A 26,052-nucleotide genomic window follows, 5' to 3' on the forward strand; every position below is an offset into this window, starting at 1 on the left:
TCCTGCTGAGCTACTGCTGACCTGCCGCACCTGCCACCGTCCGCCGCGGGCGCCTCGTTTCACGTGAAACGGTGCCACAGCGATCAAGCGAATCAGGAGTTGTTCCGCATCGCGATCTCGCGGGACGCCTCGAGGTACGAGAGGGCTCCGGCGGACGCCGGGTCGTAGGCGAGCACGGTCTGGCCGTGGCTCGGTGCCTCCGAGATCCGCACCGACCGCGGTACGGCGGTCCGCAGTACGGCGTCCCGGAAATGGCCACGGACCTCGGCGGCGACCTCACCGGCCAGCTTGGTGCGGGCGTCGTACATGGTGAGCAGGATGGTGGAGACGTCGAGCCCGGGGTTCAGGTGCGACTTCACCATGTCGATGTGCCGGAGGAGCTGGGACAGACCTTCGAGTGCGTAGTACTCGCTCTGGATCGGGACCAGGACCTCGCGGGCGGCGGTCAGCGCGTTCACGGTCAGGAGGCCGAGCGACGGCGGGCAGTCGATGAAGACGTAGTCGTACTTCTCCCCCGCGGCCTCGGTCTCGGCCAGGTGCGTATCGAGCACCCGCTTCAGCCGGCTCTCCCGGGCCACGATGCTGACGAGCTCGATCTCGGCACCGGCCAGGTCGATCGTCGCCGGGACCACCATGATGCCCGGGTGCTCGGCGCACGGCTGGAGCAGCTTGCTCAGCGGCTCGTTCTCGATGATCGCCTCGTAGACACCCGGGGTGCCCTCCGAGTGGTCGATGCCGAGCGCGGTCGAGGCGTTGCCCTGGGGGTCGAGGTCGATCACCAGGATGCGGGCGCCGTACAGCGCGAGGCCGGCGGCGACGTTCACAGTGGTCGTGGTCTTGCCGACGCCGCCCTTCTGGTTGGCGACGACGAAGACTCGGGTTTCGGCGGGCAGCGGAAACTCGCGGCCCATCGTGCGTCCTTCATTCACCAGCAGGGTCCGTTCGGTGGCGGCGGCGATCGGAGTCTCGAGAAGTCGTCGCTGAAGCTCGTCCGACGTGGCCCGCGCGGCGATCTGTGCGGCAGTCATAGCGCCCATTCCGATAGGTGCGGGACTTGGCCCGAAGAGGATGTCAGTAGGGGTCGGGGCAGGTCTGCCCCCAGCTTCATCCACAGGCCTCTGTGGACGAATTCCCGTGTGCGAGGGCAGTTTCGTGGGGTCGTCATCCACAGGCAGTGGAGACTCCGCGAAGTCCTGGTCGGCGTCCACCAGTGACGCCGTTTCCCGACCCGGACCATCATCTCCCAACTCCCCCGTTTCACGTGAAACGGGGCCGGCTGCCGGCGCGAGGTCGAGACCGGCCGCGGCGATCGCCCGCAATGCCGAGCTGTCGATCGGCCCACGGTCCTCGACCGACTCGCTCACCGCGACCGACTCGGAGACCGGCGCAGGCAGATCGATCGTGGCCCGCACGGCTCCAACCATCGGAGCCGAGGCGACCGGCGCGGGGGGCGAGGCAACAGGGGTGAGGGCCGAGGCCGGCGTGGCAGCCAAGGCTGTCGATGTCGGAAGCGGGGCGGTGGGCGTAGCGGCCGGCGTGGCCGACGCGGCGGCTGGTGTCGTCGACGCGGCAGCCGGAGTGGCCGACGCGGTACCCGAGGCGGCCGGCATCGGATCGACAGTCGCCGACGTAGGACCCGAGCTGGCCGACGTGGGAGCCGCGGCAGCCGGAGTGGCGGCCGGCGCGGGAGCCGGGACGGCCGACGTCGGAGCGAGGGCGGCCGAGGTCGCGGACGAGGCTGCCGGGGTGGGGGAGGTGGGGACTGGCGGCGCCGGGGCGGGGTGGGTGGCGGCGGGCGGATCTGGAGTGATCAGGCGGACGGCCGAATCCGGATCGGACGGCCAGCCGATGGCCTGGGATGTTCTCGGTTCACCGGTGCTCTTCTCGGGCCATCCGAGGGCACGACTCACCAACCCGCTCACCTCCCGCGTCTTCCGTGCCGGGATCCCCCTGCAGCACGTCCGGCCACAATACTCACGACAGTCGTCGGCTGGGCCAGTTCATCGACGCCGAGTTGGTGAATGTGCCACAGCTCGGCCCCGAGGGCCGCGAGCTCCCGTTCGGAGGAGTCCAGTTCCTCCTCCGCGGACGACCCCTTCATCGCGAGCATCAGCCCCCCTTCGACACACAGTGGCAGACACCACCGGGCCAGTTTGCCCAAGGGAGCCACGGCCCGCGAAGTCACCACGTCGTACGACGCCGGAGGAAGTTCTTCGGCCCGGGCCCGGACCACGGTCGCGTTGTCGAGCGCGAGTACGTCGACCGCCTCTTGGAGGAAGGTGGTGCGCCGGAGCAAGGGCTCGACGAGCGCAACCTCGATGTCGGGACGAACCAGCGCGAGCACGATCCCGGGCAGACCCGCGCCAGTGCCGACATCGGCGACCGACGACTCTTCCGGGATCAGGCGCTCGAGGACGGCACAGTTCAGCAGGTGCCGGTCCCACAGCTTGGGAACCTCACGCGGGCCGATCAGCCCGCGGACCGTCCCCTGGGTCGCGAGGAGGTCGGCATAGGCCGCAAGCCGAACCGCCGCCCGTGGATACAGTTCCTCCACGAGCGGCGGCGGCGTTTCACGTGAAACGTGCTCGGTCACGAGCCCACGATCACGACGGCTGAACGACGACGCGCCGGCGGGGCTCCTCGCCCTCCGACTCACTGGTCAGGCCGGCGGCCGCGACGACGTCGTGGACCACCTTGCGCTCGAACGGCGTCATCGGGTCCAGTCGCACCGGGGTCCCGGTCGCCTTGACCTCCTCGACCGCCTTGCGCCCGACCTCTTCCAGTTCGGCCTTCCGGTTCGCCCGGTAGTTCGACACGTCCAGCATCAGCCGGGACCGCTCGCCGGTCTCCCGGTACACCGCCAGCCGGGTCAGCTCCTGCAGCGCCTCCAGCACCTTGCCGTTCTCACCGACGAGGTTGTTCAGTTCCGCGCCGACGATCGACACCGCGGCCCGATCGCCGTCGATGTCCATGTCGATGTCGCCGTCGAGGTCGGCGATGTCGAGCAACTCCTCGAGGTAGTCGGCGGCGATGTCGCTCTCCGCCTCCAGCGCCTTCAGCCGATCGTCGGCGGTGCTGGTGGTACCGGCGGACTGCTCCGCCGCCTCGCTGTTCTGCATGCCGTCGGTCACGGCCACTCCTTCACAATGTCGAGATCCGCCCCACGGGGACCCAGGTCGTTCACAAGCAGGGAGGGAACCGGCGCGCCGATCAGCGCGAGCCGCCGGACTTCTTCTGCGCCGCCTTCTTCTGCGCGGCCGACTTGGCCGCGGGCTGGCGCTTCGTAGCCGCACCCTTCTTGGCAGCCGGCTGCTTCTTGGCGGCACCGGCCTGAGTCTTCTTGGTCGCACCCTGCTGAGCGTTCGAGGACGTCTGTCCATTGCTCGGGGCGGTGTCCGCGTCCGACGGCGTCGCCGCGGCTCCACCGCTGGTCACGGGGCCACCCCTGCGGTCGCTGCGGGACTGCCGCTTCGGCTGCTGCCGCTGCGCCGGACGACGGTCCTGGACCGCGGTGTCCGTCGTACCGTCGGCGCTCGCGAGGCCCGCGTCGGCCGGACGGCCGGCGCGCAGGTTGTGCTCGCGCTTGCGGGCCTCCATCGCGTCGTACGCCGGGGTGCCCGGAGCCGGGTTGCGGCGGATCACGTAGAACTGCTGGCCCATCGTCCACAGGTTCGACACGAACCAGTAGATGAGCACACCGATCGGGAAGTTGAAGCCACCGATCAGGAAGAAGACCGGGAAGACGTACAGCATGATCTTCTGCATCTGCGCGGCCTGGCCGGTGAGGGCCTCCTTCGGCATGTTCTTGCGCATCAGCTGAAGCTGCGTGGTGAACATCGTCGCCGTCATCAAGATGATCAGCACGATCGCGACGGCCTTGACGTTGTTCGCGCCCGGGCCGCTCGCCTTCAGGAAGCTCTGCGAGATCTCCGCGCCGAAGATCTTCGCGTGCTGCAGCGAGAAGACCAACGGCTGCATGATCGCGCTGTGCGCCTTGCCGTTGGCCGCATAGTCGAGCACCCGGAACAGGGCCAGGAAGATCGGCGACTGCAGCAGCAGCGGCAAGCACGAGGAGAAGGGGTTGGTGCCCGTCTCCTTGTACAGCTTCATCATTTCCTGACCGAGCTTCTCCCGGTCATGGCCGTACTTCTTCTGCAGCTCCTTCATCTGCGGCTGCAGCAGCTGCATGTTCCGGCTGGAGCGGATCTGCCGGACGAACAGCGGGATCAGCAGGGTCCGGATCACCACGGTCAGGCCGGCGATGGACAGCGCCCAGGCCCAGCCGCCGTTCGGATCGAGCACCTGGCTCCAGAGCCAGTGCCAGCCGACGAGCAGGGCCGACACGGCCCAGTACAGCGGCGTCATGATGGTGTTGAACAGGTCTATGATCCCGTCCCACACCGCGAGCCCGGGGATGGCCAGAAGAGTCACTCATGCACCTCGCTGCACAGGCCCGCCGTCGGCTGACGGTCCGGGCTGGTTGGCGGAGATCGAGTCTCCGCGCTGGTCGACATCTGTGGGTGGAACGGGGTCGTAGCCGCCGGGGTTCCACGGGTGGCAGCGGGCGAGTCTCTTCGCCGCCAGCCAGCTACCGCGCACCGCACCGTGGCGCTCGACCGCCTCCAAGGCGTACGCCGAACAACTCGGGTAGAACCTGCACACCTGCCCGTACATCGGGCTGATGATCAGCCGGTACAACTTCAGGAAACCGATGATCCCGCTCTTCACGGGATTGAACCGCATCATGGTGTCAGCAACCGCTTCAGCGCACCGTCGACATCCGCCGCCAGCTCGTCGTACGACGCGGCGCCGGACGACGGGAGTGCGCGGACGACGGTGAGGCTGCCGGCCGGCAGCTCGGGGAGCCGAGTCGCCAGGACAGCACGCAGGCGGCGGTGGACCCGGTTCCGCAGAACCGCGTTGCCCACCGCCTTGTTCACCACGAATCCAACGCGAGCGGGCTCGGCCGTGGCGTCGTCCGCCCGGCCATCCCGCACCAGAAGATGGAGCACCACCGCGCGCCGGCCCGCGCGCCGTCCAGAACGAACGGCGCGGCGGAAGTCGTCGGACCGGCGGAGCCGATTCGACGCAGGCAACACGAGGTGGTCACCGTCGAGGAGGTCGCTCAGGCCGCGAGGCGCTGGCGGCCCTTGCCACGGCGGGCGGCGATGATGGCGCGACCCGCACGGGTCCGCATGCGAAGACGGAAGCCGTGCTTCTTGTGCCGGCGCCGGTTGTTCGGCTGGAACGTCCGCTTGCTCACTGGAATGACTCCGGTTACTCGAGATCACAAAATTGTCGACAAATCCATGGATAGATCTGCCGCTGGTGCAAGTCCTGCACACCACTCAAGAACCAGGGTGGTCCAGCAGGGAGCGCAGCACGAAACGGCCGGCTCAACACCGACTGATCCACGGTACGTGGCCGCCTGTGGACAGGTCAAACCAGCCATCCCCAGAGTTGTCCACAGACCTGTGGACAGAATAGTGGGTGGGTGGTTGGTCGAGTGGACGACCCAGGATCGTCACTGTCCGATCCGATTCGCCACCGTCAGCGATCACTGACCACGACTACGCTCCGGCGTCTACCCGACACGCCGGAGGTTGCCCCCAATTTGTGCTTCATAGCCTGTGGATGACGGCTTGAAGCAGCCTGGGCGGACTTGTTAGCGTCAGCCCCTCACACCAGATGTCCCACACCCCGCGATCGGTAACCAACCTGCTCCACGCGTCGTTCACAGTTGTGGACAACCGTGTGGACAGTGCGGCGATCGGACTGCGGAAACCAGCAACCGCGCTGAGCCGAACAGCACCACGACTCACCGGCCGCACGGTGTCGGGTCGAATGGTCGCGCCGCCCGGGTCCCCCCGGAACGCGCCGGCCACCGCAGCGATGAATCGGGGAGCAACGCGTGGTCGAGGACCATTCCGCCAGTGCGGACGAGACACCGGCGGAATACACACCGGCGCACTACATCAGGCCCGACCGCATCGGGTCGCAGTACCAGGGCGACGGCGGCCAGGACCTCCGACCCGAACCGGCCGCGGACTTCCGCACCGAGGTGACCCCGACCGAATTCCGGTCCGAGCCGCATCCCGCCGACTTCCGCAGCGAGCCCACGGACATCCGCGCTGAACCCACCCCCGCGGACTTCCGGGCCGAACCCAACCCCCCGGACTTCCGGGCCGAACCCAACCCCGGGAACTTCCGCGCCGAGCCCCTCTCCGCAGATTTCCGCGTCGAGCCCCTTCCGACCGACTTCCGGGGTGAGATCGTCCCGCCGGAGTTCCGGCCCGACGTCGCTCCGGCCGCCGAGCCCGCGCCGCGGATGGATCCCGGCGACCACCTCAGCCCCTCTCTCCCGATCCCGATGCCCGAGCCACCGCAGTCCGGCTACCGGCCGACGGCTCCTCCGCAGTACGACGGCTACCGCTACCGCTCCGACCTGGAGCGCGCAGCGACAGATCTTCCGACCGGCCCGGTGACCGAGCCCTCCGCAGGTACGGCGTACTTCGGTAGCGCACCCGCGGTCGGCAACCTGGGCTACCCCGACTCGAACAGCAATGCCTGGAGTGGTGAGCGGAACGCCGCTGGGGGTACCGGCAGCGGCGACACAGCAGGGCCGGCGCGGAACGAGGGTGATGCACGTGCGGACGGTGACGGCAGAGGACCTGAGCCTCGGATGCCAGAGACACGGGCGGCCGAGCAACCACCGGCGGAGCCCCGCCGAATCGAGACCCGACCCATCGAGACCCGACCCATCGAGACCCAGCCGGTCGAGCAACGACCTGTCGAACCGCGGGCCGTTGAGCCCCGACCCGTCGAGCCACAGCCGGAAGCCGCGGCACCCGTGATGGACCTCGGCGAAGCCTGGGCCCGGGTGCTCGCGGGCCTCCCGCCGAACCAGCGGGCCTGGTTGACGAACTCGCGGCCGGTGACGCTGCACGAGAGTACGGCGATCGTGGCCGTGCCGGACGACTTCACCCGCGGCCAGCTCGAGACCCGGCTGCGACCTGACCTCGAGCGGATCCTGACCGAGAGCTTCGGTCGTGACATCCGGATCGCGGTGACCGTCGACCCGACGCTCGACCCGGAGCTGCGCGAACCACAGTCGCCGCCGCAGCCCGCCGTACGCGAACCGCTGCGGACCGACGGCGCGTTCCAGCCGACGATCCAGTCCGCGCTGACCGACCCGGCGCCCGGAGCGCAGTTCGGTCAGCCGCGGCAGGAGCAGCGCTACGAACAGCCCGCCCGCCAGCACTACGACCAGCCGGCTCAGCAGTCCCAGCAGCCGTTCGGCTCGGTCGCACCGCTGCCGAACGGCTCCGCTCCGATCCAGCCGGCCACCGAGGCACAGGGTGAAGCCCGGCTGAATCCGAAGTACACCTTCGAGACCTTCGTCATCGGCAGCTCGAACCGGTTCGCGCACGCGGCCGCGGTCGCCGTCGCCGAGGCACCGGGTAAGGCGTACAACCCGCAGCTGATCTACGGCGACTCCGGTCTGGGCAAGACCCACCTGCTGCACGCGATCGGCCACTACGTCCGCAGTCTCTACACCGGGGCGCGGGTCCGGTACGTGTCCAGCGAAGAGTTCACCAACGACTTCATCAACGCGATCCGCGACGACAAGGCGTCCCAGTTCCAGCGCCGGTACCGCGATGTCGACGTCCTGCTGATCGACGACATCCAGTTCCTCGAGGGCAAGATCCAGACCCAGGAGGAGTTCTTCCACACCTTCAACACCCTCCACAACGCGAACAAGCAGATCGTGATCAGCTCCGACCGGGCGCCGAAACGCCTGGAGGCGCTGGAGGATCGGCTGCGGAACCGGTTCGAGTGGGGACTGATCACCGACATCCAGCCGCCCGACCTGGAGACCCGGATCGCGATCCTGCGGAAGAAGGCGGCCACCGAGCGGCTGACGGCGCCGCCGGAGGTGCTGGAGTTCATCGCGTCGAAGGTGCAGACGAACATCCGTGAGCTCGAGGGCGCACTGATCCGCGTCACCGCGTTCGCCAGCCTGAACCGGCAGCCGGTCGATCTGAGTCTGGCCGAGATCGTGCTGAAGGATCTGATTCCCGAAGGCAGCAAGCCCGAAGTGACCGCCAGCATGATCATGGGCCAGACCGCTTCGTACTTCGGTCTGTCGATCGACGACCTCTGCGGATCCAGCCGGAGCCGGGTGCTGGTGACGGCTCGGCAGATCGCGATGTACCTGTGCCGCGAGCTCACCGATCTGTCGTTGCCGAAGATCGGCCAGCAGTTCGGCGGCCGCGACCACACCACCGTGATGCACGCCGAACGGAAGATCCGGCAGCTGATGTCCGAGCGGCGCAGCGTCTTCAATCAGGTCACCGAACTGACCAACCGGATCAAGCACCAGGCCAAGCAGCAATGAGCAACGGTGACCGCGTCGAAGCCACGGACGCCGAGCGCTACAACGCGGTCACCGGAACCACACAGGGTGGGGATACACCTGTGGATAACTGTGGGTATCACCGTGGACACATCGCTGTGTGCTGTGGATTCGCTGTGGGGACAGAATCCGTCGTACCCAGCCGTCCTCAGCACGACCGAGATTCGTCCACATGCCGTGCACAGGGCGATTCGGTACCTGACCTGCGAAGTCGGCGCTTTTCCACAGTATCCACCGGTGCTAAGAACCCTATGGAATCTGTAGAGAGTTCCCAGTCCACAAAACGATCGAGCCGCGCTTCCTGGGGAAAACCCCGGTCTCGCGCCGGGTTGAACGACCTGTCAGGCTGTCCTCAACAGCACCCGAACGACGCCGACGCGACCCGCCCGAAGCGCCACGTCACGCCCGATTGGCGCAGAGCACACTTGTCCGTGGCAGGATCTGCCTGGCACACAGCCGAATCAGGAGGCACCCAGCGGTGAAGTTTCGCGTCGAGCGCGACGTACTGGCCGAGTCGGTGGCCTGGGCCGCGCGCAGCTTGCCCAGTCGTCCCAGCGTCCCGATCCTTGCCGGCCTTCTGGTCGAGGCCGAGGACGGGCAGATCACCCTGTCCGGCTTCGACTACGAGACCTCGGTCCGGGTCACCGTGCCCGCTCAGGTGGCTGACTCCGGCAAGTGCCTGATCTCAGGCCGGCTGATGGCCGACATCTCCAAGAGCCTGCCGAACCAGCCCGTGGACATCGCCCTGGACGGCGCCAAGGCCCAAGTGACCTGCGGCAGTTCGCGGTTCACGCTCCAAACGCTTCCCACCGAGGAATATCCGGCGCTGCCGGAGCTCCCGGCGGCGAGCGGCACGGTCAAGGCGGACGTCTTCGCCCAGGCGGTCGGCCAGGTGGTGACCGCGGCTGGTCGCGAAGACACGCTGCCGGTGCTGACCGGCGTCCGGGTCGAGATCGAGGGATCCACGATCTCGCTGCTCGCCACCGACCGCTACCGGCTCGCCATCCGCGAGCTCGAGTGGAACCCGCAGTCCCCCGACGCGTCCGCGGCCGCGCTGGTGCCGGCCCGGGTGCTGTCCGAGACCGCGAAGGCGATGACCGGATCGGACGTGATCGTCTCGCTGGCCGCGCCCGGCACCGGTGACGGCATCGTCGGCTTCGAGGGCGAGGTGTCCGGCGGCAACCGGCGCGCCACCACCCGGCTGCTGGACGGCGAGTTCCCGAAGGTCCGCGGCATCATCCCGACCGACGCCGCGATCGCGACCCGGGTGCGGATCGACACCGCGACCCTGGTTGAGGCCGTCAAGCGGGTTGCCCTGGTCGCGGAGCGCAACGCGCCGGTCCGGCTGACCTTCGCCGAGGACAGCGTGACGCTCGACGCCGGCAGTGGTGACGAGGCGCAGGCCTCGGAGTCGATCGAGGCGCGGGTCGCCGGTGATCCGGTGACCGTAGGCTTCAACCCGACGTACCTGCTCGACGGGCTGAACGCGATCGGTACGCCGGTCGCGCACCTGGCCTTCACGCAGGCGACGAAGCCGGCCGAACTGACCGGTGTGCGGGACTTCGACGGCGAACCGATCACCGAGTTCCGGTACGTGCTGATGCCGGTCCGCCTGAACAGCTGAACGCCAACAGAACAAGGGGATTCACGATGGAGCTCGGCCTTGTCGGTCTCGGCAAGATGGGCGGCAACATGCGCCAGCGGATCCGCAACGCCGGCCATACTGTGGTCGGCTTCGATCACAATCCGGACATCTCCGACGCCGGCAATCTCGCCGACATGGTCGGCAAACTCACCGCCCCCGACCAGCCGAGGGTGGTCTGGGTGATGGTTCCGGTGCAGGCCATCGACCCGGTCGTCACCGAACTGGCGGACCTGCTCTCCCCCGGCGACATCGTGATCGACGGCGGCAACAGCCGCTGGACCGACGACACCCGCCGGGCCGCGCAGCTCGCCGAGAAGGACATCCGCTTCGTCGACTGCGGTGTGTCCGGCGGCGTCTGGGGCCTGGAGAACGGGTACGCCCTGATGTGCGGCGGCGACAAGGACACCGTCGCGACCGTGATGCCGATCTTCGAAGCTCTGAAGCCCGAGGGCGAGTTCGGTTTCGTGCACGCCGGCAAGGTCGGCGCCGGGCACTTCACCAAGATGGTCCACAACGGCATCGAGTACGGCATCATGCAGGCGTACGCCGAGGGCTTCGAGCTGCTCGAGGCCGCGGAGATCGTGGACAACGTGCCGGCCGCGTTCGACTCGTGGCGCGAGGGCACCGTGATCCGGTCCTGGCTGCTCGACCTGATGGTGATCGCCCTCAAGGACGACACCCACCTGGACAAGATCCGCGGGTACGCCGACGACTCCGGCGAGGGCCGGTGGACCGTCGAGGCCGCGATCGACAACGCCGTACCGGTGCCGGCCATCGCGGCGGCGCTGTTCGCGCGCTTCGCGTCCCGGCAGGAGGACTCGCCGGCGATGAAGGCGATCGCCGCGATGCGCAACCAGTTCGGCGGCCACGCGGTGAAGGGCGCCGAGGACCCGTCGTACGCGACACCCCCGATCAAGCACTGAGGTGTATGTCACCGCCCTGGGTCTGCTCGACTTCCGGTCCTATCAGCAGGCGGAGGTCCAGCTCACTCCGGGCGTGACGTCCTTCGTCGGACCGAACGGCCACGGCAAGACCAACCTGGTCGAGGCGATCCACTACACCGCGACACTCGGCTCGCACCGGGTGGCGAACGACGCACCGCTGGTGCGGGCCGGCGCCACCCGCGCGATCGTGCGGACCGAGATCCACAGCCAGTACGACCGCGACGTGGTCGTCGAGCTGGAAATCAATCCTGGGAGGGCAAATCGGGCCCGGGTGAACCGTTCGCCGGTGCCGCGGCCGCGGGACGTGCTCGGATTGCTCCGCACGGTGCTGTTCGCGCCGGAGGATCTGGCGCTGGTGAAGGGCGATCCGTCCGAGCGGCGCCGGTTCCTGGACGAGTTGCTGACCCTGCGGTCGCCGCGGATGGCCGGCGTACGGCAGGACTACGACCGGGTGCTGAAGCAGCGGAACTCGCTGTTGCGGAGCGCGTCGATGGCGCGCCGGCAGAACCGGTCGAGCGCCGCCGAGGGACAGTTACGCACGCTGGAGGTGTGGGACTCGCACCTCGCCCGGGCCGGCTCGGATCTGCTCGCGACCCGGCTCGAGTTGCTGGAATCCCTGCGCCCGCTGGTTTCCGGCGCGTACGACGCTGTTGCCCGAGGCAAGGGTGATGCGCGGCTGGAGTACAAGTCGTCGGTCGTGCTCGAGCCCGGCGTGACGTCGCGGGAGCAGTTGAGCGAGGTGCTGCTGGCGGCGGTGCGCGAGAAGCGGCCGGACGAGCTCGACCGGGGTGTGTCGCTGGTCGGCCCGCATCGCGACGACGTCGTACTCGGGCTTGGGGACTTGCCTGCGAAGGGGTATGCGAGTCACGGTGAATCGTGGTCGTTCGCGCTCGCGCTGCGGCTGGCGTCGTACGAACTGCTGAGAGCGGACGGGGGTGAGCCGGTGCTGATCCTGGACGACGTGTTCGCCGAGCTCGACTCGCAGCGCCGGGACCGCCTGGCCGAGCTGGTCGCGCCCGCCGAGCAGGTGCTGGTGACCGCGGCGGTCGGCGCGGATGTGCCCGCTGAGCTCAGCGGAGCCCGGTTCGACGTCGGTGACGGGTCCGTTCGCCGTGTCTGAACCCCGGAATTCCTCTGAGAGCGGCTTCGAGAGCGAGCCCGCTCCGGAACCGCCGGGCGAAACCGAGCACGACAAACAGGGACTGGACCTGGCGAAATCGCTCGCCGGGCGGCTGAAGGCGGCCAACGGCGGGATCAAGCCGGTCAAGCGGACGCGCCGGCGACCGCGTGTCGACGGCGCCCAGATCAGTAGCGCCCGCCCCGACGACCGGGACCCGCAGAAACTGACCAACACGCTTGGCCGGCTGATGCGCGACCAGGGCTGGGAAGTCGACGTCGCCGTCCACGGCGTGATGGCGCGCTGGCCGTCGATCGTCGGCCCCGAGATGGCCGAACATTGCACGCCCGAGTCCTACCAGGACACCGAACTGACCGTGCGTACGTCGTCCACCGCCTGGGCCACCCAGCTCAAGCTGCTCGCCCCCGACCTGGTCCGCCGCCTGAATGCCGAACTCGGCGACGGCACGGTCACCCGCGTCAACGTCCAAGGTCCCCACACCCCCAGCTGGCGCAAGGGCCCCCGCACCGTCCGCGGCGGCCGAGGCCCCCGCGACACCTACGGCTGAGCAACCGGCCCCAACTGTGAGACCGACCGGTCAGGCGACCCCGATGGTCCCCTAGGATCGGGCGCGATGCGCACGATCGTCGATGGTTTTCGCGAGATGGTCCACCTGATCGGAGACACTTTCCGGCTCTGGTGGCGGAACCTCCTGCCGTTGGCGACCTGGTTCCTGGCCGGCTACATCGGCTTCAAGGCGTGCACCGAGGGTGCGATCTGGCTGTCCGAGCACTCCCACGGCAGCATCGGCGTCGGGCTCTTCTCAGCCGGTGTGCTGATGCAGATCGCGGCGTACGTCGGCATGATCCGGACCTGTGCGACGTCGCTCTACCGCTGGCGGGACGCGGCCGGCAACCAGGCCGAGGAGACGTCCGACCCGACCCAGCGGGGTCTGCTGGAGTTGCTCGCCGTCACGCTGCTTCCGCTGGTCGCGGTGTGGTCGGCCTGGGGCTTCCTGGAAACTCAGGTTTCCGAGCTCAACGTCAGCAACCTGGTCCAGCGCGGACTGCAGCCCGGGTCGGAGTTCTTCCAGCTGTCCGACGGCCGGTGGCACAAGTATCTGCCGGCGATCGTGATCCTGCTGGTGCTGCGACGGGTTTTCGAAGCGGTCGATGACCGCTGGCCGAGCCGGCCGGTGAAGTTCGCCCAGGTCTGGGCGGAATCGTTCTTCCTGCTGATCACCGTCGTCGTGACGCCGTTCGCGATCCAGGACGGCAAGGACTGGTTCGAGGTCCGCAACTTCTGGTACTGGTCGCTGGGCTGGTGGGGCGGGCTGAAGGACTTCTTCGCCAGCATCCACATCCCGGTCCCCGCCGGTATCGAGTTCCTCTGGGGCTTCTTCTGGGAGAACCTCTGGCCGTTGTTCAAGCTCGGTGTCGCCGAACCGCTGACCTGGCTGGCCATCACCACCGTCGTCTTCGGCCACCGCGTGCTGTCGAGCGGCGGCGTCTTCCGGGGCACCCGGGTGGAGCGCCGGTTCGGAGATCAGCTCGAGGCCGAGGCGCCGAAGCAGAACCGGATCGTCGCGCTCACCAACAAGGCCCCGAACCTCCTGCTCGGCGGCTTCCGGGAGAAGTTCTACCCGACGCTGAACGCTTTCCGGCTGCTGGTCCGGGTCGGCCCGGTGTTCCTCGGCGTGGTCTGCATGGTGTACACGTTCTGGCTGCTCGGTGACGACTGGCTGTTCTACGGACTGAGCCGGCTGATCGGGGACCACGGTGAGCGCTGGGGCTTGATGAACGCCGAGATCGCCCGGCTGATCGGGGACGTCGTGTTCCAGACGCTGCGGATCGCGTTGCTGGCGGCGGCCTTCGACCTCTGCATCTCGGTCGGTATCGAGCGCAAGACCGAGGCCGCCGCGGCGGCCAAGGCCAAGGTCGATGCCGAGGCAGAGGCCAAGCCCGAGGCCGAGGTCGCCACGGTGTAGAGCCGGCCGCGAGGCCCGGTCAGGGAGTGATGAGGAAGCGACGGTTCTCGTCGTTGAACTCGACCTGGATACCGGTCAGGTGCGGCACGGCGGACGCGGGAACGACGTACACCTGGGCGATCTTGCCGGGCTTGTTACGCGTCCACGGGTGGTCGGTATCACCGCAGTACGTCGGCAGCGGATAGCCGTAGGGTTGCTGCCCCTGCCAGACGTTGCCGCGATCGTCGCGCAGGTCCGCCTCGCAGTGGAAGCCCTTGTCCTTCATGTAGAGACCGTCGAGCGGCGTCAGCGTCACGGTCGCGACGAGGATCACCGAACCGGCCGGTCCCATCGAGTCGATCTCCTCGCCTTCGTCGTCGACCAGTCGCGTGTACGCCTGCAGCGAGTCCAGCTTCCACTCGACGTGATCGATGGTCACCGGTCCGCCGGCCTTGACGACATCGGTGATCGCACCGTCCTTGTAGACCTGCTCCGGGTCGTCCAGATAGGTCCGCGTCACCATGTAGCCGCTGGTGGACACCAGAGCCAGCAGCAGAGAGATCTGCGCGGTCACCCGGCCCGCACGGGTGGCGATTCTCATTGGGCCACCCGCTCAACCGAGTTCGGGATCACGTACTGCTCCGCGGCGCCGTCGACGAGCTGCTGGGCGACGGTTTCGCTCGGGACGCCGAGGTCGACGTCGATCGCGTGCGCCAGCACGTTGTAGAACTGGCTCGGCCGGAGCTTCAGCGTGAGTCCCTTCAGATCGACCGGGTTGACCTCGAACACGACGGCGCCCGTCTGCCCGAACCCGGCGGCCGCGAAGTCGATGCCGTTTCCGGTCGTTTCGCCCACCGGCTTGTAGACCGTGCCACCATCGGCCTCCATCGTCACGTTCAGAGTGGTCGGATTCTGCGTACCGCGAACCGTGTCCCACTCGAGCGCGACGTACATGCCGTTGGTCTCGATCGGCTTGTCGTCATCGCCGGCGCTGCTCGGCAGGTACGACTTGGCGAACTTCATCCGGGTTACCTCGATGGTCGAGTCGCCGTACTCGAGCTTCGAGCCGACCGTGCCGTGCTCGATGATCAGGTTGTCCTCGTCGTTGTAGACCTGGTCCGGCACGGCCAGCCGGGTGAGCCCGCCGAGCAGGACGAAGAGGACGCCCACCAGCACGGTGGCCGGGCGATAGAGCTTCACTTGTCCTCCCCGTCGTCGATGACGACCGTCGGCTTGAGCTGGACAACGGCGTCCGCGGTCTCGTTGTGCCAGTACGGCGTGTCATTCGCACCGAGCACGGAGGGGTCCGACTCATAGCGCTCGCCGAGGACCCCGACTTCGATCATGTCCGCGCTGAAGTCGGCGGGGATGTCGAACTTGGTGAAACAGCTCTCCGGCGGCAGCCCGTAGACCAGCTCCCACCCGAGGATGCCGCGGCAGTCGGCGCCGTTGGAGTGCACCAGGTCCTTGCCGGGGCCGGAGATCAGCCGGAGCAGGTCGCCGTCCACGTTATGGCTCGTGAACTCCTCGGTGTCGACGTTCTTCACGTCGAAGTAGACCTTCAGCTCCGCCTTCGCCTCGTCGTACTTCGTCTTCGGCGTCCGGACGATCTCCGCTTTGGTGAAGTTGTATTCGTACCGGCCCGAGGTCAGCGTCGCCGGCGCGGTCAGAGTCGGGACCTTACGTCCGTGCTTCTCCTTCCAGCCGCCGGTGAAGAGGACGACCACCGCGAGGATGACGACGATCGCGATCGCGATCAGCCATTTGCGCCGGTGCCGGTGAATCACCCGGTCGGCGATCATGGCGTCGATGACGTCGTCGAGACTTTCCACGGCAGCGATCCTAAAGGCCCGTGGGTGCGCGGCGGGCCCTCTCGTCCACCTGGTCGTGAGCGGTCTGGACCGGTCGGCGTCGTCTCGGTCTCCAGACCGTCAGCGGTGAAGACCCCGGAGGCCACTGAGCGGCCGTGAGCGCTTTCAGGCCCCCCATGCGTGAGTGGGGACATGGCGAGGAGGGAGAAAAGACGCCCTGTCCACAGTTTCAGGCGGCTGGTGGCCGGTTCTGCTTCGGTCGACAGGTAAGATGGACGGTGTAGAGCAAGCCGCGCCTCTATCAATACTGTGGAGGGCGGCTTCCACTGTGCACGATGCCTCGCGAGCGCGGGGTCCGAGGAGGACAACAGCCGGTGACCGACGAGCCGACCGAGATCGACGCCAACCAGCCCGCCGACCCCATCGGCACCGTCGTACCCGACAGCGGTGAACTCCCCGCGATGCTCGACGCGATCCCGTCGAACGTCGTGGATCGGGAGTACGACGCGAGCGCGATCCAGGTCCTGGAGGGTCTGGACGCCGTCCGGAAGCGACCGGGGATGTACATCGGGTCCACCGGTGAGCGTGGTCTGCACCATCTCGTCACCGAGGTGGTCGACAACGCGGTGGACGAGGCGATGGCCGGGTTCGGCGACCGCATCGTCGTGACCCTGCTGCCCGACGGCGGCGTCCGCGTCGACGACAACGGCCGCGGCATCCCGGTCGACATCGTCGAGTCCGAGGGCAAGCCGGCCGTCACCGTCGTGCTGACCGTGCTGCACGCCGGCGGCAAGTTCGGCGGCGGCGGGTACAAGGTGTCCGGCGGTCTGCACGGCGTCGGCGTCTCGGTCGTGAACGCGCTGTCCAGCCACCTCCGCGTCGACGTGAAGAAGAACGGCAAGCTGTACACCCAGTCCTTCACGATGGGTGTCCCGGACGCCGACCTCGCCGAGATCGGTACCTCGGACGCGAACGGTACGACGATCACGTTCTGGCCCAGCCCGGACGTCTTCGAGTCCACGACGTACTCCTACGAGACACTGGCCACCCGGTTCCGTGAGTACGCGTTCCTGAACAAGGGACTCGAGCTGGTGATCCGGGACGAGCGGCCCGACCACATCGACGAGGACGGCAAGCCGCTCCAGCAGTCGTTCCGGTACGACGACGGTCTGGTCGACTACGTGAAGTACCTGACCGGCATCCGCGAGACCGTGCACCGGGACGTCATCTCGTTCGAGGCGGCCACCGCCGAGAACACGATGAGCCTCGAGGTCGCGCTGCAGTGGAGCGGCTCGTTCCAGGAGTCCGTGCACACCTTCGCGAACGCGATCAACACCCACGAGGGCGGCACTCACGAAGAAGGCTTCCGGGCCGCGCTCACCTCACTGGTCAACTCGTTCGGCGAGGACCAGGGGATGATCAAGAAAAAGGAGGACCGGCTCACCGGTGACGACATCCGGGAGGGCCTGACCGCGATCATCTCGGTCAAGCTCGCCGAGCCGCAGTTCGAGGGCCAGACGAAGACCAAGCTCGGCAACACCGAGGTGAAGGGCTTCGTCCAGCGGGTCGTGAACGACAAGCTCGGCGCCTGGTTCGAGCAGAACCCGGCCGAGGGCCGCGAGATCATCCGCAAGGCGACCGCCGCGGCGAGTGCCCGGATCGCGGCCCGCAAGGCGCGCGACCTGGCCCGCAACCGCAAGGGCCTGCTGGGTGGCGGTGGTCTCCCGGGCAAGCTGGCCGACTGCCAGTCGACCAACCCCGAGGAGTGCGAGGTCTACATCGTCGAGGGTGACTCGGCCGGTGGCTCCGCGAAGGGTGGGCGGGACCCGAAGTTCCAGGCCATCCTGCCGATCCGGGGCAAGATCCTGAACGTCGAGAAGGCCCGGATCGACAAGGTCCTGCAGAACAACGAGGTCCAGGCGATCATCTCCGCGCTCGGCACCGGCATCCACGAGGACTTCGACGAGGACAAGCTCCGATACCACAAGATCGTGATCATGGCCGACGCCGACGTCGACGGCCAGCACATCCGGACCCTGCTGCTGACGCTGCTGTTCCGGTTCATGCGGCCGCTGATCGAGCGCGGGCACGTGTACGCCGCGCAGCCGCCGCTGTACAAGATCCGCTGGAGCAACCACGCGGACGAGCTCGCCTACACCGACCGCGAGCGCGACGGCCTGCTCGAGGCCGGCGCCGAGGCGGGCCGGAAGCTGCCCAAGGAGAACCCGATCCAGCGCTACAAGGGTCTGGGCGAGATGAACGCGAACGAGCTGTGGGACACGACGATGGACCCGGCCAACCGGGTGCTGCTGCAGATCACCCTGGACGACGCGATCCGTGCCGACGAGACGTTCCAGACGCTGATGGGCGACGACATCGAGGCGCGGCGCAGTTTCATCCAGCGCAACGCCAAGGACGTCCGCTTCCTCGACATCTGACGGGTTCGTGGTCCGTTGCCCCGGGCCACAGTCCACCCTGCGCCACTCACCGACGTACTGATGACTTGAACGGGACGAGCTTTTCATGACGGAGACCCCCACCTCCCCGGGCCACGACCGGGTCGAGCCCCTCGACCTGCAGACCGAGATGCAGCAGTCGTACCTCGACTATGCGATGGCCGTGATCGTCGGCCGCGCACTGCCCGAGGTCCGCGACGGCCTCAAGCCGGTGCACCGCCGCATCCTCTACGCGATGTACGACGGCGGCTACCGACCGGACCGTGGTTTCAACAAGTGTTCCCGCATCGTCGGTGACGTGATGGGTCAGTACCACCCGCACGGCGACTCGGCGATCTACGACACCCTGGTCCGGCTGGCGCAGCCGTGGGTGATGCGGGCGCCGCTGATCCAAGGCCAGGGCAACTTCGGTTCGCCGGGCAACGACCCGGCGGCCGCGATGCGGTACACCGAGTGCCGGATGGCGCCGCTGGCGATGGAGATGGTCCGCGACATCGACCAGGACACGGTCGACTTCCGGGCCAACTACGACGGCAAGTCGCAGGAGCCGGTGATCCTGCCGGCCCGCTTCCCGAACCTGCTGGTGAACGGCTCGTCCGGCATCGCCGTCGGCATGGCGACGAACATCCCGCCGCACAACCTGCGCGAGGTCGCGGCCGCGGTCAACTGGGCGCTTGAGCACCCGGACGCGACCCAGGAGGAGCTGCTCGACGCCTGCCTGCAGTACATCAAGGGCCCCGACTTCCCGAACGGCGCACTGATCGTCGGCTACAAGGGCATCGACGACGCCTACCGCACCGGCCGTGGCTCGGTCACGATGCGTGCGGTCGTCGACATCGAGGAGGACGCCAAGGGCCGGACCAGCCTGGTCGTCACCGAGCTGCCGTACATGGTCAACCCCGACAACCTGGCCTTGAAGATCGCCGAGCTGGTGAACACCGGCAAGATGAGTGGGATCGCCGACATCCGCGACGACAGCTCGTCGCGGACCGGGCAGCGGCTGGTCGTCGTGCTGAAGCGGGACGCTCAGCCGCGCGTCGTACTGAACAACCTCTACAAACACACCCAGCTGCAGGACACCTTCGGGTGCAACATGCTGGCTCTGGTCGACGGCGTACCGCGCACTCTGAGCGTGAATCTCTTCATCAGCCACTGGATCGACCACCAGATCGAGGTCATCCAGCGTCGGACCCGCTTCCGTCTGCGCGAGGCGGAGAAGAACGCGCACATCTACCGCGGCTACGTGAAGGCGCTCGACGCCCTCGACGAGGTGATCGCGCTGATCCGGCGCAGCCCGGACGTCGACGAGGCGCGGACCGGCCTGATGCAGCTGCTCGACATCGACGAGATCCAGGCGCAGGCGATCTTGGACATGCAGCTGCGCCGGCTGGCCGCACTGGAACGGCAGAAGATCATCGAGCGGTTGCAGGAGCTCGAGGCGATCATCGCCGACCTCGAGGACATCCTGGCCAGCCCCGAGCGGCAGCGGTCCATCGTCAAAGACGAGCTCGCCGAGATCGTCGACAGGTACGGCGACGAGCGGCGGACCGAGATCATCGCGGCCGACGGCGACCTGTCCGTCCAGGACCTGGTGCCGGACGAGGACGTCGTCGTCACCATCACCCGCGGCGGGTACGCGAAGCGGACCAAGACCGACCTGTACCGGACGCAGAACCGCGGCGGCAAGGGTGTTCGCGGTGCGCAGTTGCGGGCCGAGGACGAGATCAGCCACTTCTTCGCCACCACGAACCACCACTGGATGCTGTTCTTCACCACCAAGGGCCGGGTCTACCGGGCCAAGGTGTGGCAGCTGCCCGAGTCCGCCCGGGACGCGAAGGGCTCGCACGTCGCCGGCCTGCTGTCGTTCCAGCCGGACGAGGAGATCGCGCAGGTCCTGACACTGCGCGACTACGAGCAGGCTGACTACCTGGTGCTCGCCACCAAGCGGGGCCTGGTCAAGAAGACGGCGCTGACCGACTACGACTCGGCCCGGCAGAGCGGCATCATCGCGGTCAACTTCCGCGAGGACGACGACGAGTTGATCGGTGCCGACCTGGCCACCGCCGAGGACGACCTGCTACTGGTGTCCCGCAAAGGCCAGTCGATCCGCTTCACCGCGAACGACGAGCAGCTCCGCCCGATGGGCCGGGCCACCTCCGGCGTGACCGGGATGAAGTTCCGCTCCGGCGACGAGTTGCTGTCGATGTCGGTGATCCGGGCCGGCGCGGACGAGGACTCCCAGTTCGTCTTCACCGTGACCGACGCCGGGTACGCCAAGCGCAGCCGGGTCTCGGAGTACCGCCAGCAGGGCCGCGGTGGTCTCGGCATCAAGGCAGTGAAGCTGAACGACGAGCGCGGCTCGCTGGTCGGCGCACTCATCGTGGTCGACGAGGACCAGGTGCTGGCGATCAAGGCGAGCGGTCAGGTGGTCCGCAGCCGGGTCGACAGCGTGCCGGTCAAGGGCCGGGACACGATGGGCGTCCGGTTCGCCGGGGTCGGCGAGTCCGACGCGGTCGTCGCGATCGCCCGGAACACCGATCTGACCGTCAACGGCGATCTCATCGGCGAGGAATCCGAAGGCGTCGAAGGGGGTACATCCCTCGGAGATGCCCAGGATGTGGACGGATCGACAACCGAATCCACCCCTGAGAGCGTCCAGAATGATGACGAACGTTCGACGGACGTGGACGGCGCGGCTACCGTCGAAGACGACGATGCCGGCCAGGAGGGGTAACTGATGACCAACCGCGCGAGGCCGACCTGGCCCGATGGTGCGGCGGACAGTTCCAGCCAGCGGGCATCGCAGGCCGGGAAGCCGCCCACCGGACCGGCCACTCCGGCCTCCAACGGTCGTTCCGGTGCCGCGCCCAGCGGCAACGGCCAGCCAAGGAGCGGTACGCCGAACGGCCAGCGGCCGGCGGACTTCCGCCAGCAGCCGCGGCCGGGCGCGGCCGGTGCCACACCGGTGCGCCCGCAGCAGCAGCCGGCCCGTCCCGGTACGACGCCGGGCCCGAGCACGCCCGGTCGCCCTGAGCCATGGTCACCCACCCCGGTCCCGCCGCCACCCGGTGCTCCGGTGTCAGCCTCGTCGTACGGACTGACCGGCACGACCGAGCCGAAGACCGAGTCGTTCGGTGATCGGGTGAGCGCGGCACGTCAGGCAGTCCTGGACAAGGCGGCCGCGGTGAAGAACGACAAGACGGACAAGACCGAGAACAGGCACGCGGCGAAGGCCGGGAGAGAACCGAAGCCGTCGAGCCGGCCGCAGACCCGCAAGGCGCGCCTGCGGATGTCCCGGATCGACCCATGGTCGGTGATGAAGACGGCGTTCCTGCTGTCGATCGCGTTCGGCATCGTGACCTGGGTCGCGGTGTTCATCATCTGGTCCGCGATCGGTGCGGCCGGGGTGTTCGACAACATCAACAACACCGTCCAGGAGGTGCTCGGCACGCCGACGGCCGAGCCGTTCCGGATCGAGAACTACGTCAACACCGGCAAGGTGATGGGCTTCACCACGCTGCTCGCGTGTGCGGACGTGCTGATCATCACCGCGCTCGCGACGCTCGGATCCTTCCTCTACAACATCGCCGCCACGCTGCTCGGCGGCCTCGAAGTCACGCTGGCGTCGGAGGACTGACACCGGTCGGCCGGGCCTCAGGTGGGCCCGGCCGGAACCGGTTTGGGAGACAGGCACTTGGTGCGGTAATCTCTCCCGGGTTCGACCCCGCACCGCGGGCCTATAGCTCAGACGGTTAGAGCGCTGCCCTGATAAGGCAGAGGTCACTGGTTCAAGTCCAGTTAGGCCCACCACCACGAACCCCGATTCCGAGGAGTCTCCAGTGCTGAGAAAGATCCTGCTGGTGCTGCTGGCCGGCATCGGTGGATACTTCGCCTACAAGAAGACCCAGCAGTCCCGCGCCGAGAAGGACCTCTGGGCCGAGGCAGTCGACCGGGTACCCCCCGGCCACTGACCACCCCCACGGGGGCGTAGCTCAACTGGCAGAGCACTGCCTTTGCAAGGCAGGGGTTAGGGGTTCAAGTCCCCTCGTCTCCACCATCACGTTCATGCAGGTCAGAGCCTGATTTCCGGCTCTCGCCGCCGTTCTCCGTTGCTTCGTTCTCAACCCGCGTGCCCTCCGCGTGCCCTCCGCGTGCCCTAACGAGTCGCCGTCGACCTGGGGACGAGCCTCCCGCAGCCGGGCGTTGAGCTTGTCGGCGATGTGCCGCGAACGAGCTTTCGAGACGTGCAGGTAGATCATCGCCGCACGCGGGCTGGCGCGCCCCATCCGCTCCCGCAGGCTCGCACCGTCGTCGGCGGCGAACTGGTTCCCGCTGTGGCGCAGATCGTGGAAGTGCACCAGGCGTACGCCGGAGGTAGCGAGTGCCTTGATCCACACCTTGCGGAAGTTCTGGCGGCGGAGCTTGCCGCCCTTCGGCCCGACGAACGCCCGACCGTCCTCCCCCGGCTCGGCGTACTCGGGCTAGGTGCTGCTTCAGCTCGTCCAACAGGTCATCGGGAATCGGAACGGCGCGGCGGCCAGCGGCCGACTTCGGGTCCTTCAGGAACAGCTCACCGTTGCTCAGTTGGGCTTGGTTCTCCACGACTGTGACAAACCCTGTGGACACGTCGACGTTGCCCCGAGCCAGCGCAGCCAGCTCACCAAACCGCAGGCTCGTGAACGTCGCAAGCAGCACCATCATCCGCAGCCGGGGCGGCATCGCGTCGACCACCCGCAATACCTCATCGATCGTCAGCACCGGACGTTCAGCGCTCTTGTCATCCCCAGCTCCGGGGATGCGGCACGGGTTCCGCTTGATCATGCCGTCGTCGAGAGCCGTGTTCAGCATCGCGCGCAGGACGCGATACGCCTTCGCAGCGCTCGGCCTCCCGGTGCCGGCGTCGAGCATCCCCGCGTACCAGCGGCGTACGTCGGCCTCCCGTACTTCGTTGATCAAGCGCGCGCCTTCGGCGCGCAGACCCGGACTGCGGGCGGCGCTGGCGCGCCGTCCTCGCCGGGTCCAAACGAGCAGGGCGCTCCCCCGTCCACGCGATCCCAACTGCCACGAGCCGCGTCCTGGCGTCTGACCGCCGGTTAGCCCCGTCCCCCCGGCCGCTCGATCGTACGGCCACCACGACACACGTCAAGAGCGCTCCGCGTCCCTACGGGACCGGCAAGCCGACTCTTGACATGCGCCGCGCTGGCCTGGGTTGGCAGCTATCGGGGGGACGGGGCAGGTGTGGTGTCAGCGCACTGATCGCCCCATGATGGATGCATGGGGCACAAGCGGAGGACAGACCAGCAACAGGCCTTTGCTGACGTGGTCGAGGAGATCCGCGAGTCCACACACCTCGACGGCGAGCCGATGGAGATCCGGTCGCCGATCCGGGACCGCCAGTTGATGGACGAGAGCGGAACACTTTGGCGGATGCGAGGCGGCGAGTTGCGGTGGAGCCGCATAGAGCGCTTGATCCGGGACCCGGCTGTGCCTGCGCTGCACGTCTACCTGGGCGAGCTCAATGACATACCGACCGCAGAGCGGGAGAACTTCTTGGCGAGGATCCGGCCGTACGTGAAGTCCTCGGGGGATGGACCTGCAACTGGCGATTACACCGACTTCGTGGCCGCCGAGTTCAAGGCCAACGACCACCGGTCGATGCTCGTCGTCGAGGAATACTGCTAGGCACCTGCACCGCACCATGCGGCATTTTTGTCGTGGCGTGAGGCGTCTTGCGTACGGTTTCGGGTACACGGGTGGCCGTGGAGATGAGATGCGGACCCCGGTCGAGGAAGGGCCGTGAGGAGTCCGCACCGGACAAGGGGAGGACACATGGTGCAGCCTGGCGTGCCCGGTGTGACGGTTCAGCAGCGCAGGGCGGGGGGCTATCAGGCGCGGTTGGAGGGGACGCTCGTGGTCGACGAGATCACGAAGTGCCTGGTGGTGCTGAAGGGGACGATCCAGGTATGGCAGGTCGACGTTGCGTGGCCGCAGGGTTGGAAAGTTGCCGTCCGGGACAGCACGGTTGCCTTGGTCGATCCGGCCGGACGGACGTTCGCCAAGGTCGGTGACAGGCTGGCGCTCGCAGGAGGGTACGTGGAACCTGCCAAGGCGCATTGCGTCTCCTGCACGAACAGCAGCAGGGTTTTCGCGGCGTCTGGAGAGATGCGTTTGTTGTGATGCGGGGCGGTGGTCCCAGTGGGCTGGCGTTGGGAACTCGCGGCGCCGTCAAACGAGGGAGACCTAATGCGTGCCCTCCACTTGCCCTAACAAGAGCATGCCAGTGGGCTCGACCGGTCACTCATGGGGTGCTACCGACCGAGCCCACGCTCAGCGATCTAGCGCTCGGCCAGGCGGGAGCGCCACAACCGCCTTTGCAAGGCAGGGGTTAGGGGTTCAAGTCCCCTCGTCTCCACAAAGTTTCTTCGCCGCGCGGTGCTACGCGCGGCTCCTCCGTCGCCGTGCTCCGCGCCGGCTCCCACCCACCCTGCGACGGTGCGCATGCTGCGCGCGCTCCTGGCACTGTCGCGCGAAGTGCCGCGCTTATCGCGCGTCTGGGCTCCTCCGTCGCCCAAACCGACCACCCCGTGGTTGCCGCCAACTCGCGAGTCGTGAATCGAGGCTGGTCCGCCGGCGATCTTCGCGACCCACTTTCACGAATCGTCGCGCAGCACCGCCGCCGCTGGACTCGCCGAGGGCTGCATACCCTCCAGGTGGCCTAACCGCGTCCTGCCCAGACTTCGGAGAGCCTCCCGCAGCCGAGCGCTGAGCCGATCTCGTCCAGCACATCGAGGCGCGCGACCCATCCGACCCAGGCCTCGTGAAGCCGAGCCCGGCCGTTCTTGCCCTGTTGCTGAGCGTCTGTCTGTGTGATCGATGAACCTTGTAGCATCTGCCGCATGTTGATCGAAGAGCGGCATCCCACCGATCGACAACTCGCGGTGCTTCTGGATGCCGCCTTTGGCGAACTGGTCAATCGCTACGGAGCCGAGGGGCGCTCGCCAGTCCACGGCGATGCTCGGTTCCTGGTCGCCGGGATGGAAGGCAGAGCCGTCGGATGTGGCGCACTGCAGCCGTCGGGTGACTCGTCCATCGGCGAACTCAAGCGGATGTATGTCGAACCTGCGTTCCGTGGTCGAGGCATTGGAGGAGCCGTCCTGGCCGGGCTGGAGAAACTCGGAGCGGACATTGGTTACCTCAAGATCCGGCTGGCGACAGGAGTACGGCAGCCTGAAGCTATCGCTTTGTATGAACGGCGCGGATACCGGTTGATCGAGCCGTACGGCAAGTACGTGAATGACACGCTCGCTCGTTGCTATCAAAAGACTCTCGCCATCTGAAGTCCCGCCTTGACCCGTCAGCCTTCGGGCCCCATCGATGGATGAACGCGGCGGTCGCATCACGGTCGGCGATCGCCACTGGCGCTCGAGGCGCCGGGTATCACGCCGTGCTACGCGCAGCGAGTCGCGCGTGCTCGAGTTCCTCGGTGAGCCGGTGGATGGTCTGCTGGTGGTCGACCAGGTTCAGCAGGGCTTCGCGGATCGTGGGTTCCTCTGACGAGAGCACGGCCAGCGGACCTGGCTGACCGGTATCCGGTAGGCATTCGCCGTCCCGGCAACATCACGGTAAGGTCACGCGCCAAGTAGAGAGGGCGATTGTGGCCTGGGGAAATCGCCCCTGAGTCACCGTGATGCGGCTGG

General features: G+C 67.7%; 23 protein-coding genes, 2 tRNA genes and 1 pseudogene. 15 read left to right on the plus strand and 11 right to left on the minus strand.

The genetic code is table 11. The features are described from left to right. Positions 1-92: 92 nt before the first annotated feature. From OG558_RS11160 to rpmH, 7 genes and pseudogenes are all read right to left on the minus strand, one after another. Positions 93-1,028 carry an AAA family ATPase gene (locus OG558_RS11160; protein ID WP_329483136.1) on the minus strand — a complete coding sequence of 312 codons (936 nt, stop codon included), beginning with the start codon at positions 1,026-1,028 and terminating at the stop codon, positions 93-95. Between the two features lie 890 nt (positions 1,029-1,918). Beyond that, positions 1,919-2,593, minus strand: a complete 675-nt coding sequence (gene rsmG, locus OG558_RS11165; protein ID WP_405070145.1) for a 16S rRNA (guanine(527)-N(7))-methyltransferase RsmG — start codon at positions 2,591-2,593, stop codon at positions 1,919-1,921. Between the two features lie 10 nt (positions 2,594-2,603). Then, entirely contained in the window at positions 2,604-3,119 is a 516-nt protein-coding gene (locus tag OG558_RS11170; RefSeq protein ID WP_329484812.1) for a R3H domain-containing nucleic acid-binding protein, read from the minus strand. 322 nt (positions 3,120-3,441) lie between these two features. Further along, positions 3,442-4,365, minus strand: a pseudogene (yidC, locus tag OG558_RS11175) (membrane protein insertase YidC); the annotation flags it as partial. Between the two features lie 66 nt (positions 4,366-4,431). After that, positions 4,432-4,743 carry a membrane protein insertion efficiency factor YidD gene (yidD, locus tag OG558_RS11180; RefSeq protein ID WP_405072148.1) on the minus strand — a complete coding sequence of 104 codons (312 nt, stop codon included), beginning with the start codon at positions 4,741-4,743 and terminating at the stop codon, positions 4,432-4,434. After that, the gene (gene rnpA / locus OG558_RS11185; RefSeq protein WP_329483137.1) at positions 4,743-5,099 is read right to left on the minus strand and encodes a ribonuclease P protein component; all 357 of its coding nucleotides are present in this window, start codon (positions 5,097-5,099) and stop codon (positions 4,743-4,745) included. The genes yidD and rnpA overlap by 1 nt, the downstream gene beginning before the upstream one ends. Before the next feature lie 26 nt (positions 5,100-5,125). Continuing rightward, positions 5,126-5,263, minus strand: a complete 138-nt coding sequence (rpmH, locus tag OG558_RS11190; RefSeq protein WP_130386492.1) for a 50S ribosomal protein L34 — start codon at positions 5,261-5,263, stop codon at positions 5,126-5,128. Between the two features lie 1,590 nt (positions 5,264-6,853). On the opposite strand from rpmH, the gene dnaA reads away from it, so the two are divergent. The 6 genes from dnaA (at position 6,854) to OG558_RS11220 (ending at position 14,109) form a co-directional block, all read left to right on the plus strand. Beyond that, positions 6,854-8,398, plus strand: coding sequence for a chromosomal replication initiator protein DnaA (dnaA, locus tag OG558_RS11195; RefSeq protein ID WP_329484813.1), 1,545 nt, complete (start codon positions 6,854-6,856; stop codon positions 8,396-8,398). Between the two features lie 496 nt (positions 8,399-8,894). Next, positions 8,895-10,040 carry a DNA polymerase III subunit beta gene (dnaN, locus tag OG558_RS11200; RefSeq protein WP_329483138.1) on the plus strand — a complete coding sequence of 382 codons (1,146 nt, stop codon included), beginning with the start codon at positions 8,895-8,897 and terminating at the stop codon, positions 10,038-10,040. A gap of 26 nt (positions 10,041-10,066) precedes the next feature. Next, entirely contained in the window at positions 10,067-10,984 is a 918-nt protein-coding gene (gene gnd, locus OG558_RS11205) for a phosphogluconate dehydrogenase (NAD(+)-dependent, decarboxylating) (RefSeq protein ID WP_329483139.1), read from the plus strand. Between the two features lies 1 nt (position 10,985). Beyond that, complete coding sequence (recF, locus tag OG558_RS11210) at positions 10,986-12,125, plus strand: DNA replication/repair protein RecF (RefSeq protein WP_405070146.1); 1,140 nt, start codon at positions 10,986-10,988, stop codon at positions 12,123-12,125. Continuing rightward, positions 12,118-12,690 (plus strand): DUF721 domain-containing protein, encoded by a 573-nt coding sequence (locus tag OG558_RS11215; RefSeq protein ID WP_405070147.1) that lies wholly within the window; start codon positions 12,118-12,120, stop codon positions 12,688-12,690. Before recF ends, OG558_RS11215 begins: the two co-directional genes overlap by 8 nt. Before the next feature lie 66 nt (positions 12,691-12,756). Then, positions 12,757-14,109 (plus strand): hypothetical protein, encoded by a 1,353-nt coding sequence (locus OG558_RS11220; protein ID WP_405070149.1) that lies wholly within the window; start codon positions 12,757-12,759, stop codon positions 14,107-14,109. Between the two features lie 19 nt (positions 14,110-14,128). Here OG558_RS11220 and OG558_RS11225 read toward each other — a convergent pair whose 3' ends face one another. From OG558_RS11225 to OG558_RS11235, 3 genes are read right to left on the minus strand one after another with little or no spacing between them, the layout of a single operon-like run. Next, entirely contained in the window at positions 14,129-14,689 is a 561-nt protein-coding gene (locus OG558_RS11225; protein WP_329483143.1) for a hypothetical protein, read from the minus strand. Further along, positions 14,686-15,288 carry a hypothetical protein gene (locus OG558_RS11230; protein ID WP_405070150.1) on the minus strand — a complete coding sequence of 201 codons (603 nt, stop codon included), beginning with the start codon at positions 15,286-15,288 and terminating at the stop codon, positions 14,686-14,688. The genes OG558_RS11225 and OG558_RS11230 overlap by 4 nt, the downstream gene beginning before the upstream one ends. Next, positions 15,285-15,920 (minus strand): hypothetical protein, encoded by a 636-nt coding sequence (locus OG558_RS11235; protein WP_405070152.1) that lies wholly within the window; start codon positions 15,918-15,920, stop codon positions 15,285-15,287. The genes OG558_RS11230 and OG558_RS11235 overlap by 4 nt, the downstream gene beginning before the upstream one ends. Positions 15,921-16,273: 353 nt before the next feature. On the opposite strand from OG558_RS11235, the gene gyrB reads away from it, so the two are divergent. The 9 genes from gyrB to OG558_RS11280 all read left to right on the plus strand — a co-directional run bounded on the left by gyrB (position 16,274) and on the right by OG558_RS11280 (position 25,692). Continuing rightward, positions 16,274-18,337 (plus strand): DNA topoisomerase (ATP-hydrolyzing) subunit B, encoded by a 2,064-nt coding sequence (gene gyrB, locus OG558_RS11240; protein ID WP_405070154.1) that lies wholly within the window; start codon positions 16,274-16,276, stop codon positions 18,335-18,337. Positions 18,338-18,485: 148 nt separating this feature from the next. Further along, the gene (gene gyrA / locus OG558_RS11245; protein ID WP_405072149.1) at positions 18,486-21,089 is read left to right on the plus strand and encodes a DNA gyrase subunit A; all 2,604 of its coding nucleotides are present in this window, start codon (positions 18,486-18,488) and stop codon (positions 21,087-21,089) included. 3 nt (positions 21,090-21,092) lie between these two features. Further along, positions 21,093-21,992, plus strand: coding sequence for a DUF3566 domain-containing protein (locus OG558_RS11250; protein WP_405070155.1), 900 nt, complete (start codon positions 21,093-21,095; stop codon positions 21,990-21,992). Between the two features lie 96 nt (positions 21,993-22,088). Next, a tRNA-Ile gene (locus OG558_RS11255) sits at positions 22,089-22,165 on the plus strand. A 29-nt stretch (positions 22,166-22,194) separates the two neighbouring features. Next, positions 22,195-22,326, plus strand: coding sequence for a DLW-39 family protein (locus OG558_RS11260; RefSeq protein ID WP_405070156.1), 132 nt, complete (start codon positions 22,195-22,197; stop codon positions 22,324-22,326). Positions 22,327-22,336: 10 nt separating this feature from the next. Next, positions 22,337-22,412, plus strand: a tRNA-Ala gene (locus tag OG558_RS11265). 1,217 nt (positions 22,413-23,629) lie between these two features. Next, positions 23,630-24,037, plus strand: coding sequence for a hypothetical protein (locus tag OG558_RS11270; protein WP_405070157.1), 408 nt, complete (start codon positions 23,630-23,632; stop codon positions 24,035-24,037). A 228-nt stretch (positions 24,038-24,265) separates the two neighbouring features. Then, entirely contained in the window at positions 24,266-24,532 is a 267-nt protein-coding gene (locus OG558_RS11275) for a hypothetical protein (protein ID WP_405070158.1), read from the plus strand. Positions 24,533-25,251: 719 nt separating this feature from the next. Continuing rightward, positions 25,252-25,692, plus strand: a complete 441-nt coding sequence (locus tag OG558_RS11280; protein WP_405070159.1) for a GNAT family N-acetyltransferase — start codon at positions 25,252-25,254, stop codon at positions 25,690-25,692. 100 nt (positions 25,693-25,792) lie between these two features. On the opposite strand, the gene OG558_RS11285 is transcribed toward OG558_RS11280, so the two are convergent. Beyond that, positions 25,793-25,918 (minus strand): hypothetical protein, encoded by a 126-nt coding sequence (locus OG558_RS11285; RefSeq protein WP_405070160.1) that lies wholly within the window; start codon positions 25,916-25,918, stop codon positions 25,793-25,795. Positions 25,919-26,052 lie beyond the last annotated feature (134 nt).

The organism is Kribbella sp. NBC_01510, from assembly GCF_045040325.1.
In the GTDB taxonomy this organism is placed as follows: Bacteria; Actinomycetota; Actinomycetes; order Propionibacteriales; family Kribbellaceae; genus Kribbella.

Excerpts from the sequence above, each read along its gene's own strand:
- OG558_RS11160 (WP_329483136.1), bottom strand. The coding sequence starts at position 1,028 with ATGACTGCCGCACAGATCGCCGCGCGGGCCACGTCGGACGAGCTTCAG.
- dnaA (WP_329484813.1), top strand. The coding sequence starts at position 6,854 with ATGGACCTCGGCGAAGCCTGGGCCCGGGTGCTCGCGGGCCTCCCGCCG.
- OG558_RS11170 (WP_329484812.1), bottom strand. The coding sequence starts at position 3,119 with ATGCAGAACAGCGAGGCGGCGGAGCAGTCCGCCGGTACCACCAGCACC.
- OG558_RS11250 (WP_405070155.1), top strand. The coding sequence starts at position 21,093 with ATGACCAACCGCGCGAGGCCGACCTGGCCCGATGGTGCGGCGGACAGT.
- gnd (WP_329483139.1), top strand. The coding sequence starts at position 10,067 with ATGGAGCTCGGCCTTGTCGGTCTCGGCAAGATGGGCGGCAACATGCGC.
- OG558_RS11220 (WP_405070149.1), top strand. The coding sequence starts at position 12,757 with ATGCGCACGATCGTCGATGGTTTTCGCGAGATGGTCCACCTGATCGGA.
- gyrA (WP_405072149.1), top strand. The coding sequence starts at position 18,486 with ATGCAGCAGTCGTACCTCGACTATGCGATGGCCGTGATCGTCGGCCGC.
- yidD (WP_405072148.1), bottom strand. The coding sequence starts at position 4,743 with ATGCGGTTCAATCCCGTGAAGAGCGGGATCATCGGTTTCCTGAAGTTG.
- OG558_RS11280 (WP_405070159.1), top strand. The coding sequence starts at position 25,252 with ATGTTGATCGAAGAGCGGCATCCCACCGATCGACAACTCGCGGTGCTT.
- OG558_RS11225 (WP_329483143.1), bottom strand. The coding sequence starts at position 14,689 with ATGAGAATCGCCACCCGTGCGGGCCGGGTGACCGCGCAGATCTCTCTG.
- OG558_RS11270 (WP_405070157.1), top strand. The coding sequence starts at position 23,630 with ATGGGGCACAAGCGGAGGACAGACCAGCAACAGGCCTTTGCTGACGTG.